Annotated in this window: 12 protein-coding genes and 2 pseudogenes; 8 read left to right on the forward strand and 6 right to left on the reverse strand. The window is 69.6% G+C overall.

The window, feature by feature from the left end; translation table 11 throughout:
- Positions 1–1170, forward strand: a 1170-nt coding sequence (locus ACFTWP_RS15205) for a hypothetical protein (RefSeq protein WP_380264982.1), incomplete at its 5' end; no start/stop codon positions are given.
- Here the strand turns inward: ACFTWP_RS15205 and ACFTWP_RS15210 are convergent.
- Positions 1140–1532, reverse strand: coding sequence for a hypothetical protein (locus ACFTWP_RS15210; protein ID WP_380264983.1), 393 nt, complete (start codon positions 1530–1532; stop codon positions 1140–1142). The two genes, ACFTWP_RS15205 and ACFTWP_RS15210, sit on opposite strands and share 31 nt — an antisense overlap.
- A 716-nt stretch (positions 1533–2248) precedes the next feature.
- Between ACFTWP_RS15210 and ACFTWP_RS15215 the strand changes: the two genes are divergently transcribed.
- On the forward strand, positions 2249–2470 hold the full coding sequence (locus ACFTWP_RS15215) for a hypothetical protein (RefSeq protein ID WP_380264984.1): 222 nt from the start codon (positions 2249–2251) through the stop codon (positions 2468–2470).
- Positions 2471–3221: 751 nt separating this feature from the next.
- The gene (locus tag ACFTWP_RS15220; protein ID WP_380264985.1) at positions 3222–4190 is read left to right on the forward strand and encodes a LysR family transcriptional regulator; all 969 of its coding nucleotides are present in this window, start codon (positions 3222–3224) and stop codon (positions 4188–4190) included.
- 538 nt (positions 4191–4728) lie between these two features.
- Here ACFTWP_RS15220 and ACFTWP_RS15225 read toward each other — a convergent pair.
- Together ACFTWP_RS15225 and ACFTWP_RS15230 are read right to left on the reverse strand one after the other, a co-directional pair.
- A complete protein-coding gene (locus ACFTWP_RS15225; RefSeq protein WP_380264986.1) occupies positions 4729–5739 on the reverse strand; it encodes an FKBP-type peptidyl-prolyl cis-trans isomerase in 1011 nt (336 codons plus the stop codon).
- Between the two features lie 298 nt (positions 5740–6037).
- The gene (locus tag ACFTWP_RS15230; protein ID WP_380264987.1) at positions 6038–6517 is read right to left on the reverse strand and encodes a hypothetical protein; all 480 of its coding nucleotides are present in this window, start codon (positions 6515–6517) and stop codon (positions 6038–6040) included.
- A gap of 982 nt (positions 6518–7499) precedes the next feature.
- Here ACFTWP_RS15230 and ACFTWP_RS15235 point away from each other — a divergent pair.
- The 4 genes and pseudogenes from ACFTWP_RS15235 (at position 7500) to fxsT (ending at position 12132) form a co-directional block, all read left to right on the forward strand.
- Complete coding sequence (locus tag ACFTWP_RS15235; protein ID WP_380264988.1) at positions 7500–7841, forward strand: hypothetical protein; 342 nt, start codon at positions 7500–7502, stop codon at positions 7839–7841.
- A 232-nt stretch (positions 7842–8073) separates the two neighbouring features.
- A pseudogene (locus ACFTWP_RS15240) lies at positions 8074–8367 on the forward strand (transposase); the annotation flags it as partial.
- 256 nt (positions 8368–8623) lie between these two features.
- Complete coding sequence (locus ACFTWP_RS15245) at positions 8624–9151, forward strand: hypothetical protein (RefSeq protein WP_380265153.1); 528 nt, start codon at positions 8624–8626, stop codon at positions 9149–9151.
- A 95-nt stretch (positions 9152–9246) separates the two neighbouring features.
- Positions 9247–12132 (forward strand): FxSxx-COOH system tetratricopeptide repeat protein, encoded by a 2886-nt coding sequence (gene fxsT, locus ACFTWP_RS15250; protein ID WP_380265141.1) that lies wholly within the window; start codon positions 9247–9249, stop codon positions 12130–12132.
- Here fxsT and ACFTWP_RS15255 read toward each other — a convergent pair.
- Positions 12132–12296: pseudogene (locus ACFTWP_RS15255) on the reverse strand (transposase); the annotation flags it as partial. The gene fxsT and the pseudogene ACFTWP_RS15255 overlap by 1 nt on opposite strands.
- Position 12297: 1 nt before the next feature.
- Between ACFTWP_RS15255 and ACFTWP_RS15260 the strand changes: the two are divergent.
- Positions 12298–12576, forward strand: a complete 279-nt coding sequence (locus ACFTWP_RS15260) for a pentapeptide repeat-containing protein (RefSeq protein ID WP_380265142.1) — start codon at positions 12298–12300, stop codon at positions 12574–12576.
- A 1041-nt stretch (positions 12577–13617) separates the two neighbouring features.
- Here the strand turns inward: ACFTWP_RS15260 and ACFTWP_RS15265 are convergent.
- Both ACFTWP_RS15265 and ACFTWP_RS15270 read right to left on the reverse strand, forming a co-directional pair.
- Positions 13618–14208, reverse strand: coding sequence for a hypothetical protein (locus tag ACFTWP_RS15265; RefSeq protein ID WP_380264989.1), 591 nt, complete (start codon positions 14206–14208; stop codon positions 13618–13620).
- A 64-nt stretch (positions 14209–14272) separates the two neighbouring features.
- A complete protein-coding gene (locus ACFTWP_RS15270) occupies positions 14273–14632 on the reverse strand; it encodes a glycosyltransferase (protein WP_380264990.1) in 360 nt (119 codons plus the stop codon).
- Between the last annotated feature and the right edge of the window lie 106 nt (positions 14633–14738).

Here is a 14738-nt window from a genome sequence, read left to right on the forward strand (position 1 = left end):
GCCCTGGCGGACACCGCCCACCCGGACGACGCCGACGAGAGCGCCCTCCTGCACGCCGTGGAAACCTCGCCCATCGTCCGCAACCCCGACGCCACGCAGCCGCCGGACGACGGCCACCTCTGGCTGCTCCTGCGCCTCGCCGAGCACTGGATGACCATCACCCGCCGCAGCGGCGACGCGCGCTACCTCAACGCCGTCCTCGACCTGGCCACCGTCATCGTCCTCTCGGGCCGGCCACGCGGACACAGTTCCCGGGCCCTGGACCTCGCCGACAGCGCCCTTGAAGCACTGGAGACGATGCAGGACAACCCACTGCCCGCGCTGCCCTCCCGGCGCGGCGCACGCCTGCCCGCCCTGGTCACCCCACAGGCGCTCCAGGGCCGGGTCACCGTCCTGGCAACCCGCACCGGCCCGGCCCTGGCCCACTTCCTCGACGCGGCACGCCGCGCGTGCCTGCCACTGCAAGGCGTGGTGCTGCACGACCACGACCCCATGCCAACCGACGACTGGTACCCACCCGCCCACCCCACGGCCCGACGCTGCGCGCCCGTCCCCCCGCCCGAGCCCATTCCCACGCTCACCGTCCGCCCCCGGAACTGGAACACGGTCGAGGAGCACATACGGCAATGGGACACACAACTGCTCGTCGTCCTCGAACACGACACCCTTCCTCCCAGCCTGCTGAACATCCCGCGAACAGCGGCCATCCGGGCCCATCCCGGCGCGCTCCCCGACTACACGGGCGCCGACCCGGTGGCCTGGTCGCTGCTCGCCGGCGCCAACCCGGTGTGCACCGTCCAGGCACTGTCCGGGCGCCCCCACCCCGACGGGGACCTCCTCGCCACCGCAACGGTCACCGGCAACAGCGCCGACCTGCGCACCGACATCCTCGACGCCCAGAGCACACTCCTCGCCCACGTCGCCGCCATGTACGCCGAGACCGGACAGCTCCGACGCCGCAAACAAGCAGGCCGAAGCCGCAGGTGGTACCCCATGAACCCCGCACTGCGCAGCATCCTCAACCAACGCCACGCCACGACCACAACCAACCCCCAACCACCCCGACCCACGATCGGGATGCTGCCGGGACCGCAGGTGCCGGTGCACCGGATCTGGGCGGTTCCTGCTGCGGTGAGCCATCACCGGCATCCGGTCGCCGGTGCAGGTTGAGGCCCGCCACGGTTCGTCCGTGTTCGCGGGGAGGCTAGTTCCAGTACCCGACAGCCGGCGCTGTCGAACCGGATGGCCACGGCCCGGGCCATGCGGTCGTCCAAGGCGAAGACGAACGGGCCCGGGATGAGTAGTACGCGGTAGCGGCCTGCGGACACGAAGTCCAGCAGCCGGTTGAGCGCCGGGGGGCGCCCCTCGTAGCGGTACCCGTTGTCCATGAACAGCACCGGTTCGTCAAAGCCCATCGATTCCGCAAGCCGGCTCAGGGCGTAGAAATGTGGGGCCATCTGCCATCTGTCGTGGGGGTAGCACCGCAGGTAGGCGGCGACCCGGGACGAATTGGGCGGTGCTGTCTTCCACATCCGTCGACCTCCTCCTCGGGGGAACGAAGGCGCCACCGTCCTCCCGGCCTCGATCGCCAGGGCTTCCCGGGGGCTTCCCTCCTGATTCCAGGAAAACGCACCCGGGGGATGAGATCCAGAGCCGGACCGAGTGGATGCCGTCACGGTCCGGCCCGGCACCCGGGGAATAGGCAGAAAACACCCCGTAGTGGCCCTCGTGGGCCTGTCTGAAGACGTCGTCGCGGGACACGCAGGCCTCCTGCGGCTGCGGCCCGGGGTGGGTGCATCAGTCCTGGTGGGAGTGGTGCAGAACGACCGGATCTGGGATGCGCACGCAAGCGGGAGCGCTGGCGCTTGGATCGGAGCCGTCCGGCACGACGGCGGCTCCAGCTGCTATTTGCAACTCCGTTAATAATCGCGTACGGGGTATTTACTGTTGATTCCCCGGGGATCGGTATATTCCGTGACCCTTTCGGGTGTCGGAATTACTGGAATTCGTCATCTTGCTTCGCTTCCATGGAGGGAGAAGAAGTTGACCGAGGTTTCGTGGTATCAAGCGAGAAATGCGGAACCTCTCTCGCCGGAGGAGGTTGAACCACATGTCCGCCGTGGAGAGTTCTCATCCCGTCCGTGCCGCCGTGTACCTCAGGTGCTACCCGTACGACCGGTGGCAGATGGAAACCCACCGCAGGGCGCTGTGTCTCTATGCGGAGAGGATCGGTTTCCCGGAGCCGGCCGTGTTCATCGACAACGGCTGCCGCTCCCGGCATCCGCGTCCCGCGCTGGAGCAGCTGGTGGGCCTCGTCGAGGCCGGCGGCTACCAGGTCGTGCTGATCCCCGGCCCGTTTGTCTTCTCACTCGACGACGGCCAGGCCAGTTCGGTGGCCCGGCAGTTCGACGAGGCGGGCTGCCTCCTGCTCGAACTGCCTCCCCGCGGGGCCGAGACCGGAGGATGGTGAGTGTCGTGCTGTCCAGCTATGACCCCGCATGGCCCGTCTGGGTCGGTCGCACTATCCTCCTGCCGAACGGCACGACCGCGATCGTGCGGATGGCCCGCCGCGGAACCGCAGCAGACGCACTCTGGGCGGTCGATCAGCACGGCACCATGCACCACGTCGTCCGATCGCCCTGGCCCCGTCGTAGATGCGCCCACCTAGCGCTCGATTCCTGAGCTCCACCCCAACACGCGGGACCCGCTCCGGTGTTGTCGCCATGGCGCTTCCCTCGCACCCCAAGCCCGGAACCTCGTGGTGCTGCCTGTCGGCGGACAGTGAAACCGGCCACGGAGCCCGTAGCGCCAAGCGAGCGGCCTCCCACAGTCGGGGCCGCGACGCCCCCGTCCAGTTCCCGGCTGTCACCGCGGGATACGCATTCCCTCGCGGGAAGGCGGGGGAGGAGGTGGCCGGCCGTGATCGAGATGAGCTACGGCTTCTCCTCCCTCATGGCGGCTGGCGCCCGCGTGCACCTCGCGGCGTTGGCCCGCGAGGGCATCGACGCTAGCCCGTGGCCGGCTGATCCACACCCCGGGGCAACACCCAAGCACGCCCCGCGAAGCGATTGAGCCTGCAGCCTGGCCTAACTGCACGTCCGCTCAGGCGGACCTTCAAACTGACCTGGCCATCGTTGCCTTCAGAGGCCACTACAGCCGCTCCTCGCACGGTGACGTAGCCGAGGGTCGGGTCACCCAGCGAGTCACAACCGGATGGCATCATGTTCGACCTTCGTCAGTTGAGGGTTCTCGTAGAGGTCGCGCGCACAGGCTCGTACACCGCCGCCGCACTGTCGCTCGGTTACACGCAGTCCGCCGTCAGCTACCAGATGGCGCAGCTCCAGCGAAGGGCCGGCGTGCCGCTGGCCGTCAAGGTCGGGCGAGGTGTCCAACTGACTCCCGCAGGACAGTCACTGGCCCAACACGCGCTCACCGCGCTGGCCGTGCTGCGCGCAGCCGAGGAGAGCTTGTCGTCCCTCCAACCGCACGGAATGGCGCAGGTGAGGCTGGCCGCGTTCCAGGGCGCCTGTTCGGGCCTGGTCCCAGGGGCTCTGCGGTTGCTGCAGGAGTACGCTCCCGGGGTGAATCTCAGGATCGACCAGGTCGATCCTTCTGAAACCTTGGTCCTCCTTCGCAACGGGGACGCCGACCTTGGCCTGCTCTGCAGTTGGGACGACGACCTGGCGCCGGAGGGCGAGAGCCGGTTGCTGTCGGTGCCGCTGCTGCGTGAGCGCCGCTGCGTGATCATGCGGTACGACCATCCGCTCGCCTCCGCCGAGGAGGTCGATCTCGCCGATCTGGGTGCCGAGGACTGGGTCCTGGTAGGCCGGCAGGAGTCCTTCGTGGCGGCCTGTGCCCGCCGGGGTTGCCGGCCTCGGATCGCCGCCTCGCTGGGTGATGTTCTCGCGATGCAGCAACTCGTCGCCGCGGGTCTCGGGATCGGCTTCCTGGACGAGCTCGCTCTCGCCTTCCATCTCGACCCGCAGTTGGTCGCCCGTCCCCTGCGTAATTGGCCGACCCGCCACACCTATGCACTGCTGTGGCCCGAGATGGCCACGGTCCCCACCGTCGCAGCCGCTCTCAAGGCTATCCGCATGGCCGCGAGCCGCCTGCGCCTGGGTCCGCCCGCCCTACCTGAGGGATCCGGCGGCCCTGCCACCGATACCTGCGGAAGCAGCGAGGACGGCTGACGTCGGCCCCACGGCATGTCGGCTGCACTGCTTCGGCTCTGTCGCGGATTCGGTGGTGGCGCCCCGCGCCGCCGGCCCGACACGATCACGTCCGGGGCTGGATTCCGTGTGCGGTGCGACACGTTCTGCGCCGGGGCCGGCCTGCCTACGGAGGCGGGCGCCTCGGCGGCCGCGTGGACGCGCGGAGCACCCAGGATGCCCAGGTCCGGGCCAGCCTCCCGTTCCCCACCCTCCCAGACTCACCGCGCAGCGGGTCATGGCCGGTCCGGAGTGCACCTTTCCCCCGCCGCGTCGCGGAGTCGGTTCCGATTGCTCCACCGACACTGATTCCAGAAGTGACCGGAAAGGTGCTGTCCGCTTGCCATCGGCATCGATGTGCGGGAGCAGAATGAATCCGGTGCCACCTGTCGGCGGACGCTGCTTGATCGCGATCAGGCGGAAGAACCCGACAGTGAAACGCCAGGCCGGTTACCACAAAGTCTTGGTCTCCGCAGCGGGTGCTGCGGAGACCAAGACTATTTCCATCGTCCGGGAAATATCAGCCTACGGGTTCTACCGGCGAGCCGGTAAGGAGGATGTCGACGACGAACACCAGAGTGGCATTCGGAGGGATGTCGCCGCTGGCCTTGTCCTTGTAGGCGAGAGCGGGCGGGACCACGAGTTCGACACGGCTGCCGACGGTCTGCCCGATCAGGCCGTCCTCCCACCCCTGGATGACCTGCTGGCCGCCCATGATGAAGCCGAGTGCCTCCCCCCGCTCGAAGGAGGAGTCGAACCGCTTGCCGTTGGCGTAGAGGACGCCGGTGTACTGGACGACGACGGGCTGGTTCTTGCCGAGTACGGGTCCGGTGCCCTTGACGAGGACCGTGGACTTGAGTGCCGTGGGTGCGGGCACCTGCGAGGACACCGCGATGAGGGGGCGGTTCGCGCTGTCGGCGGTGACCTTCGGCATGTCGGCGGGTGCGGGCGTCATCTGCCCTTGGACGGTGCCGGCGGGCGGGGCGGCGTCCAGGACGTCGAGGACGAAGACGAGGGTGTCCTTCGGGCCGACCTTCATCTCCTTGTTGCCTGCGTCGCGGAAGGCCGCCGCCGGCGGGGCGGCGACCACGATGCGGCTGCCGACCCTGTGGCCGACTAGGGGATCCTCCATGGCGGGCACGACCTCGTGCACGCCGTTCTGGTAGACGTGCGGAGTGCCGCCCTGGTCGTAGCTGCCGGGGATGCTCGCTCCGGTCGTCCAGTTCTTCGCGGTGAAGGCGACGTTCACGTACGTCTTGTCGGTGATCACCGGTCCGGTGCCCTCGATGAGGGTCCTGGCGGCGAAGGTGCCGTCGGGTGCGGCGTCGGGCAGGGTGATGTCCGCCCGCTTGCCGAACTCCCCGGTGACGGTGGGGACGATAGCTCCGAAATCATGCAGCGGAGGCCCGCCGGTGCGTGACGGCATCGCTGTCGGCTTCCAGCCCTCGTCCTTCGGAGTCCCGCCCGAGCGGTAGCTGATGGAGGTGATGACGAGACCTGCGACCACCAAGACCACCACCGTGGTGAACACCGCCCAGCCTCCTCGGCGCAGACGGCCGGCAGTGGACCGTCGTGGATCGGCTCTGGGTCGAGAACGGGGGCCATCGGCCTCGGCCTCGGCGCTCATCGGCCCGGCGCTTCCCCGACCAGGGCGCAGCGTATGGGGAGCGCCCGTCCGGTCTGCCGTCGCTTCTCGTTTGCTGCTCGACATGATTCCTCCGCGCGCCCTACGTGATACGAGCCTCCGCAGGTACACGGGTGGCTCCGATGACGGCAGGCGCCTGCGCCCGGGAGAATGCTCCCGGGCACAGACACCCCGCTTGCTGTGATCAGCAGTTGTAGTTGTAGAAGTTGAAGCCGACGATGGTGGTACCGCTGAACCACATGCACACCCGGTCCGCGGAGCCCTGACCGAACACGAACCACCGGCTCTTGCCGAACGAGGCAGCGCCGTAGATGGTCCAGCCCCAGTTGTCGTCGAAGTACAGCCGACGGTAGAACGTCCCACCCGCGGTCACCTGGCCGTACGTGAGGCGCTGGCCGACGGTGGCGCCGCCGTTGGGGTACTGGCCGCGGTAGACCGAGACATTGCCGACGTAGGCACCACTGCTGCCCACGTAGAGGTCGATCTGCCGCTGGGCAGCGTGGCTCTGGGTGGCGGGCGTCAGGGTGAAGAGGCTCACCACGACGGCCATCATGATGCCGAGCTTGACGGCCAGCTGCTTGATGCCGACCGGGCCGGTGCGTCCGCGCATGGCCGGGGTTGCGAGTGCGGTTTCGGGGACGGGTTCGAGAACCTGGGTATCCATGGCAAGACACCTTCCATTAGAAGGCAGGACCACTGTGAGAGGCTGCCTGAATGGGGATTGGATTACACCTCGAAGGGAATCGCTCAATAGCCGGAATGTCTTTGCGGCCGTTGCTGATTTCCTCTTTATGTGTTGCCAACACTGTGGCAGGTTCCGCCTTCAGTGACAATCAGGGATTCCAGATGGATTGCCGACTGACCTATCAGCTTTCTTGATTCGTTGCCAGCGCTTTGGTGCTCGATGGCCGTGGAGCACTGCCGGTGCGCCTTGGCGTTTCCGCATGCGAGGGCACTTGATCCACATGCAAATCGAAGATGTCCATAACGCGAATGCTGAAAGAAGATCAAGGGCAACAACTTCCGGCTCATCGATCTCTTTCCCGCAACAGAAAACTTCCTTGCCAGCCGGTACGGCCGACTTCATGGACCGTGATCGACGTGACCTCCTCACCCGCCTCGGCGGAGCGGGAAGCAACCACGGCAAGATGAGAGAGCGCCACCTGAGGTCACAACAATTCGCATGATTCCTTGGGTATTTGGGATTGCGCTGTGGTGCGACCTGCGCGCGGCGACCTCGTGGTGCGCGAGCTGCTCGGGCGCGTGGCGGCAACGGACTCAGAAGGGACCATCGAGGTCATCTGGCCCGACCCGGACACAGGCGGATTCGCGTCCAGCAAGCACTGAGGCCAGGGGTTCCCGCCCCCGGCCTCAGATCACTTCCAGCTACTCGCGCGGTTTCTCAGGCTCCGCGAGTGCGGCTCGCCGCCCATCTCACTGAACAGGAGCGCCCCCAGTATGTCCGACCGCCCCTGCCTGCGGAAACCCCAGGCCAGGTCGCACTAGAGGCATCTCGCACACGCCGGGCCAACGTCGGCCCGAACACCCGACAGCACCGTGCGCACTGGCACCGCCGGCCGCCAGCCGGACGTGCCGACAACAACTCCGCCATCCCGGTAGATACTTACAACCCTGGGGGTTCCGACGTGATCCACGTCGTCCATTCGCTCATCACCGACGAGAACGCCTGGAAGGTGCTCGGGCTGGCCCTGAGCCTCGTCCTGGACCTGCTTCGCCAGACCGTGGCCCAGCGAAAGGCCCGGCCCGGCCAGCCGCTTCCCGCCGACGAGCCGCCGATCGCGGCCGACCCGGCCGCTCCCCTCTACCCTTCCCGTCGCGTCGGCGAGCTGCATCGCGCCGCCGCCCGCCGCCGCCGGATCGCGGCCAACGTCCCCTCCACCGGCACGGTGCGCTTGATCGCGCAGCCGGGGCGTGCCGCGAGCAGCCGGATGGCGAACCGCCGCCGGCCGGGCAACCGCCGCTCGTAGCACTGGCCACGTCTGTGGCCCGGCACCCACCCGTGCCGGGCCGCAGACCCGCCTCGCCAGGCGGCCTCAACTCGGGGCTCCCCGGGCACTACGAACCCAGTCGCGGCTGGTCGGGCTGCGCCCTACAGTCGGACGATGCCGACGATCCAGACCTTCTCTGACTTCGTGGCCACCGAGGGGCCACGGATCGACTTCTGCGACGCCACCCGCTGTTCGGTGTCGGCACCGAACAGCGGGCCAGCTCGAGGCCTACGCCAGCGACAACCCCGAACGGATGCGTTCGGTGGCCGCGTTCGCCGACTTGGCCGGTGTCGCCCCGATCCCCGCCTCCTCGGGCCGCACCCATCGCCACCGTCTCAACCGCGGCGGCGACCGGGCCGCGAATAAGGCCCTCCACACCATCGTCCTGGCCCGCATGCGCTTCGATGCGCGCACCCTCGCTTACGTCGAACGCCTTACCGAGGAAGGCCTGTCCAAGAGCGACATCATGCGATGCCTCAAGCGATTCGTCGCCCCCGAGGTCTATCGCGCCCTGACACGCGCGCCCCATAGATCACTCAAACCAGCCTCGCTCCAACGGCTTGACAGCGATAGGAGCACCCGCCGACGACAGGCGCACCGATTCTCGACCCGGGACGGGCCGACGGGTGAGACACTCCTGGCCACGGGAGCTGTACTGGCGAGGAGTTGGGGGTGGGCGCCGGATGCGCCGGTGGGTGTGGTGGAGTGCGGCAGGGCTGTTCACAGCGGCCGGGGCCGGGTTGGTGGCGGTCGCGGTCCTGGTGGACCTGGAGAGCGCGGACAAGGTCGCGAGTGTGGGCGGCGCGCTCATCGCGCTGGTGGGCCTGGCGGTCACGGTGCGCGGACTGCTGCGCGACCAGGGCAACAGCGCCCCGACGGGCGGCGAGCAGACACCGCCTGCCACCGACGATGGTGGTGGTGTGCGGGAGATCCGGGTGCACGCGGAGAACGGAGGCACCGCGGCCGGCAACGACTACACCGCAGGCATGGCCGGGCGCCCGGACCGGCCCGATGGCGACGGCCCGCAGCCGCGCAGCGAGACGCGCCACGTGCACGCCACCGGCCCCAGATCGACCGCCGCTGGCAGAAACATCACCGTGACCGGAGCTGGCCAGCTACCCACCGAAACCCCCACTACGGCTGCCCCGCCCGAACCCGGCCCGCCGTCCGCCGCCCGAGATGGCGCCGCCCCGCGGAGCGAGGTACGCGACGTACGCGCCACCGGCCCCGGAGCAATCGCCGCCGGCAACGACATCCACGGCATCGACCCCCAAAGGAACCGGCCATGACCCCACCCCCGACCTGGCCTTGGCGCAAGAAGCCCCCGGAGGGCGACAGCCCCACGGCCGCACAGGACGCGGTAGGCGACCGTGACCGTGTCCCGGTGCCTGACACCGGTAGCACCGGGACGGCACCGGTGCAGGTCACGGCGGACAGAGGGGCAATCGCCGCCGGCCGGGACGTGACGATCACCAACCACCATCACAGCGCAGCCCCGGCCGTGGAGTGGCCGGTCAAGGTGGGACAGATCCCGGGCCGCGCCGGGTTCTTCCAGCACCGTCCCGAGGTCGACGCCCTGGAGGCGGCACTCGCGGACGGCGGCGCGACCGTGCTCGGCCAGGTCATCACCGGCACCGGCGGCGTCGGAAAGACCCAACTCGCCGCCCACTACGCCCGCCAGGTCTGGCAGGCAGCCCGCGCCGCGGCACAGGCTCCCCCCGGCCCTCCGTCCACGGGGCCGGCGCCCGTAGAGCCGGGCGGGACCGGCGGGCACTCCCCCGCAGGGGCACGCGAGGTGGTGGACCTGGTGGTGTGGGTAAACGCCGCCGATCCGCAGGCCATCATCGCCACCTACGCCCAAGCCGCCCAAGCGGTGCAGCCCGGCCGGTTCAGGACGGAGGACACGGAGGACGCCGCACGATGGTTCCTCACCTGGCTCGAAGGCGGCGGCCGCAAATGGCTGATCGTGCTGGACAACGTCGCCTCACCCACCGCGCTGACCGGTCTCCTGCCGCCCCCCGACGAGACCCAGGGCCGGACGGTGATCACCACCCGCAGCCGCGACGCCGACTGGACCACCTCGACCCGCACCCTCCTGCCCCTCGGCCTCTACCCCCCCGAGCAGTCCGTCGCCTATCTGCGCGGGGCCCTGGAACGGGCCGAGCGCGCCGGCTTCGGGGACGGCGACGAGCACCTCGCGGCGCTGGCCGAGGACTTGGGGCACCTGCCCATCGCGCTCGCCCTGGCCGCCGCCTACCTCGTGAACAGTGGCCGCAGCATCCCCCGTTACCGCGTCATGCTCGCCGACCGCGCCAGGCGACTGGACCGGAGCCTGCCGGACATCACCGGCCCCGACCAGCAGCGGCGCACCGTCGCCGCCCTGTGGGACATCTCCGTCGAACAGGCCGACGCACAGCACCCGTACGGTCTGGCCCGGCCGCTGCTCGAACTCACCGCGCTCCTCAACCCCGACCACATCCCCGATACCGTCCTCACCAACGAGGCAGCCCGTGTCCACCTCACCACCGACGGACAGGCGGCGCCCGCCGACGAGGGTGGCGGCGCAGCACGGGCGGCGTGGGCCGCCGACAAGGAGTTACCCGGGCAGGCGGGCGGCGACCGGGACGGTAGCGGCCTCGTGCCGCAGGAGGACGCCGAGGACGCGCTGCGTGTGCTGCACCGCCTCAACCTCATCGACCACACCACCGCCGACCAGCAGAACGGGACCATCGGCTACGGGACGGTGCGCGTCCACCGGCTCGTCCAACGCGCCGTCCGCGAGAGCGACCGGTTCCGGCCCCGCATGCGCGTCCTCGTCCGGGCCGCGGCGGACGCCCTCTGCGCCGTCTGGCCCGAGGAGAACAACTTGGACCGGAACCTGGCCGCCGCTCTGAGGACCAATACCGACAGCCTCACCCAACACGACGCCGACGCCCTCTGGTGTCCCCCCGACGGTGTCCACCTGGTTCTTCTCCGCGCCGGTGTCAGCCTTCTCCAGGCAGGGCTTCACCAGGCCGCGACCCGGCACTGGGAACACCTCGCCACGACCGCCGAGCACCTCCTGGGACCGGATCACACCGACACCCTCATCGCCCGGGGCAACCTCGCCAGTTCCTACGGACGTGCCGGACGCACCACAGAAGCCATCGTCCTGCAGGAGCGGGTCCTGGCCGACTCCGAACGCCTCTTGGGCCCCGACGACCCCGACACCCTCATCGCCCGGGGAAACCTCGCCGACTTCTACGGACAGGCCGGACGCACCACAGAAGCCATCAACCTGCTGGAGCAGGTCCTGGCCGACTCCGAACGCCTCTTGGGCCCCGACCATCCCGACACCCTCACCACCCGGGGAAACCTCGCCGGCTCCTACGGGGAGGCCGGGCGCATCAATGAGGCCATCGCCTTGCAGGAGCAGGTCCTGGCCGACCGCGAACGCCTCTTGGGCCCCGACCACCCCGACACCCTCACCACCCGGGGAAACCTCGCCCGTTCCTACCGGAGTGCCGGGCTCATCGAGGAAGCCATCACGATGCAGGAACAGGTCCTGGCCGACTACGAGCGCGTCCTGGGCCCCGACCACCCCGAGACCCTGATCGGCCGGGGAAACCTCGCCGGGTCCTACCGGGACGCCGGGCTCATCGAGGAAGCCATCACGATGCAGGAACAGGTCCTGGCCGACTCCGAGCGCATCGTCGGAGCCGACCACCCCGAGAGTCTGACCATCCGGGCCAACCTCGGCATCTCCTACCGCCGGGCCGGACGCACCGATGAGGCCATCGCGGTACAGGAGCAGGTCCTGGCCGACTTCGAGCGTCTCGTCGGGCCTCACCCCGACACTCTCAGCGCCCGCAACAACCTCGCCGGCTCCTACTGGGACGCCGGGCGCACCGATGAGGCCATCGTGTTGATGCGCACCGTAGTGGAAGGCCGGGAACGGGTGCTGGGGCCTGCGCATCCGGGCACGGCTGCCGCCCGGGCGGGACTGTCGATGATGCTGGTCGAGCGGGGAGAAGGTCTGCTGCCCGGCGACGTAGCGGGGGCCTGGCGGGATGCCACGGAGGCAGTCTCGTCGGTCGGTCCTCATCTGGCGGACGATCCGGGCGAGTACGGGGCCGCGCTCGCCGGTGCGTACCTGCTCGCCGCCGACGCTCTGGACGCCGACCGACAGCCCGGGGCCGCCACCGAATATCGGCAGCGGGCCTTCGCCGTCATCGCCGGATTGGCAACCCAGCGCGAGGACGGCATCGACCTGAGCCGGAACCGGCAATAACAGCCGGTCCTGCCTTGGTACAGGATCGCGTTGACGATCTCCCGCATCTCGTAAGGACCCTGATGCCCAGTCGGGGAGGCGTGCTCGGCCTTCCACGCCGAGATCACCGGCTCGATCAGCGCCCACCGCTTATCCCTGACCGTCGCCAACCTGACCGACGCCAACCTGCGCGGTGCGGACCTCCGCGGCGCGAATTTTTGCGACGCCACCCTGGTCAACGCCAACCTGCGCAGTGCGGACCTGCGCGGCGCAGACCTGACCGACGCCAACCTGACCGACGCCAACCTTGTGGGTGTGAAGTGGTCCGTCGGAACCCTTTGGCCTCGCGGATTGGTTGAAGACCTGTTGGCGCGCTCTGAGCCGCTCGGAGGCGGCGGCTACGTAGTGCAAGGCTCGGGAAACAGCGGGGCCGATCTTTCCATTCCCCCAGTTCCAGTGCCTTAGAGCTCGTAACACGATCACGCCGTTGGCTTGTTGAGCCTTCTCCAGCAGATGAGCGCACAGGCAAGCGAGATGAGTGAGTCGTGCAGGACTCCGGCGGCCGTGGCCAGGACTCCCAGCGTTCGTTGTAGGCGGGTTCGTCGTAGGCGGCGAGTTCGGCGGAGCACCCGGCCTCGATGAGCGCCAAGTCGGCCTTGCGGTTGACGCGGGGCGCGACTCGGCCAGCGAGCGTCATCACCGCGATACCGAGGGCGGCCCGGAGCGCAGCGGAGGCGGTCAGGACGGTCAGCGACGTTGCGGCTTCGCGCAGATGGTCGGTCACCGGGCCGGGTTGCAGGAGCGCGGTGAGGGTGCCGGTGGTCGCGTACAGGGCGAGTGCTCCGAACACGCCGCTCGCAGCCTGGGCGAGGAGGAGCAGCAGGGCGGAGCGGCGGTCGGCGTGCCAGGCGAGGGCAAGGGAGCGTCGGATCAACTCCGGTAGGCGCCGGATCATGGTGCGGGTGGAGATGGACTCGCCGACTTCTCGACGCTTGTCTCCGGGGAAGCTGTAGCGCAACTCCTCGTCGCGTTGATCGGGTTCGTCGTCGGTCTGGGTGTCGGCTACCCCGGTGGGGGTCTGGCTGGTCTCGGTCACGTTGCTCCCTGGTTCGGCGGCTGGGCGGCAGGTGCGTGCGGGCAGGGCGGATAGCCGGGGCGGCTGGGCGCGGTCGGCGGGCTCTGGCGGCGGGCGTGCTCGGGTTACAGCGGTGCCGGTCGGCAGGCTGCAAGGAGGGGGCTGCTGGTGCGGCACTGATCCTGTCAGCGGGCGGTGGGGTGTTGCGGCGTGTCGGCGGCACTCTCACTCGATTCGGGTAAATCGGTTTCACGATCGGCGAGTTGCTGGCTGTGGATCACGGCGGGGGTCCGCTGCGGGGCGGGGTCCGGCGGATGACCGTGCAGCCCTCCAAGGCGACGACGAGGTGGACGGCGACGACGAACCGAATGAGCGGGTCCCGGAAGTCGACGAGCTGAACACTGCTGCGCGGCTGGTCGTCGCGGTGAGGGTCAGCACGGGGCAGCGCCGACGGCGGCACGCAGCCGGTCCAGGTCGAATTCGGTGAGCAGCGGCCGATGGTCGCTGATGTGTTCGAGAGCACGGACCACGTCGAAGGACAGCAGTGCGCGGGCGATCTGCGGGTCGGCGTAGGCGCGGTCGATGCGCTGTTCGCCGCCCTGGCCAGCTTTGCTGTACCCGGCGGTCGGGGTGAGCGGGGAGTTGCCGCCGATGCGGTCGCCATAGTGGTGGGCGAGGTCGACGTATCCGGCGGCCGTCAGGTCCTCGTCGGGCCGGGTATCGGCGATCCTGCCGAGGGTGGGGTGGTGGGCCGCAGGAGGTCCACGAGGGGGCGGCGGCCGAGCGGGGTGGTGACGGGCACGCGGGGTTCGAACATGTCGAGTCCACTTCCCGCTGCGGGGCTGTTCTGGGCTGCGGGGAGCTTCTGGCCGGGGATGCGGCGAGGCATCGGCGCGGGCGGGGTGCTCACTGTGCGGCGGGGGGCTGGGGGCGGCGGACGACGAGGTAGACGGCGCCGGGGGCGGGCGGCGTCCAGCGGCCCGGGCCGGGGCGGGGGTGGCAGCGGGCTGGGGCGCGTTCATGGGGTCCTCGGGTTCGGGTTCGGGCATGGCGGTGCCAACGGCGCGCCGTGCGGGGCGCGCAGGTCTAGCGGAGGTGGCGGCGGGCCCAGGTGGCGGCGGCGGCACCGCGGCGGCCCCGCTCGGCGGGCGCGATACAGACCTGGGCGATCGCAGCGGCCAGGTACTCGGTCCGGGCGTCGGCGATCCAGCCGTTGGCGTCGTAGCCGCCATTGACGATCGCGTGTTCCGCGCCGGTGCGGGTCAGAGCGATGGGCGGGCAGCCGGACGCCATCGCCTCCCACAGGGCGGAGCCGGTCGTGGTCGCGGTGGTGAGGTAGGCGTCGGCGGCGCGGAAGACGTCGGGCATCTCCGTGTGGTGACGGTGCCTGGCCACGAACACGTCCCCCAGGATCACCACGATGCCGACCGCTACGGTGGCCGCCACCGGCGATCCCGATCAGCAGGCCCGCTGCCAGCTCGCTGCCGATGCCTATCGGGTCCTGCCCGAGACCGATCAGGCCGAGATCATGCGTACGGTCGCCACCTGCCTC

This window comes from Kitasatospora sp. NPDC057015 (assembly GCF_042673745.1).
Classification (GTDB): Bacteria; Actinomycetota; Actinomycetes; order Streptomycetales; family Streptomycetaceae; genus Kitasatospora.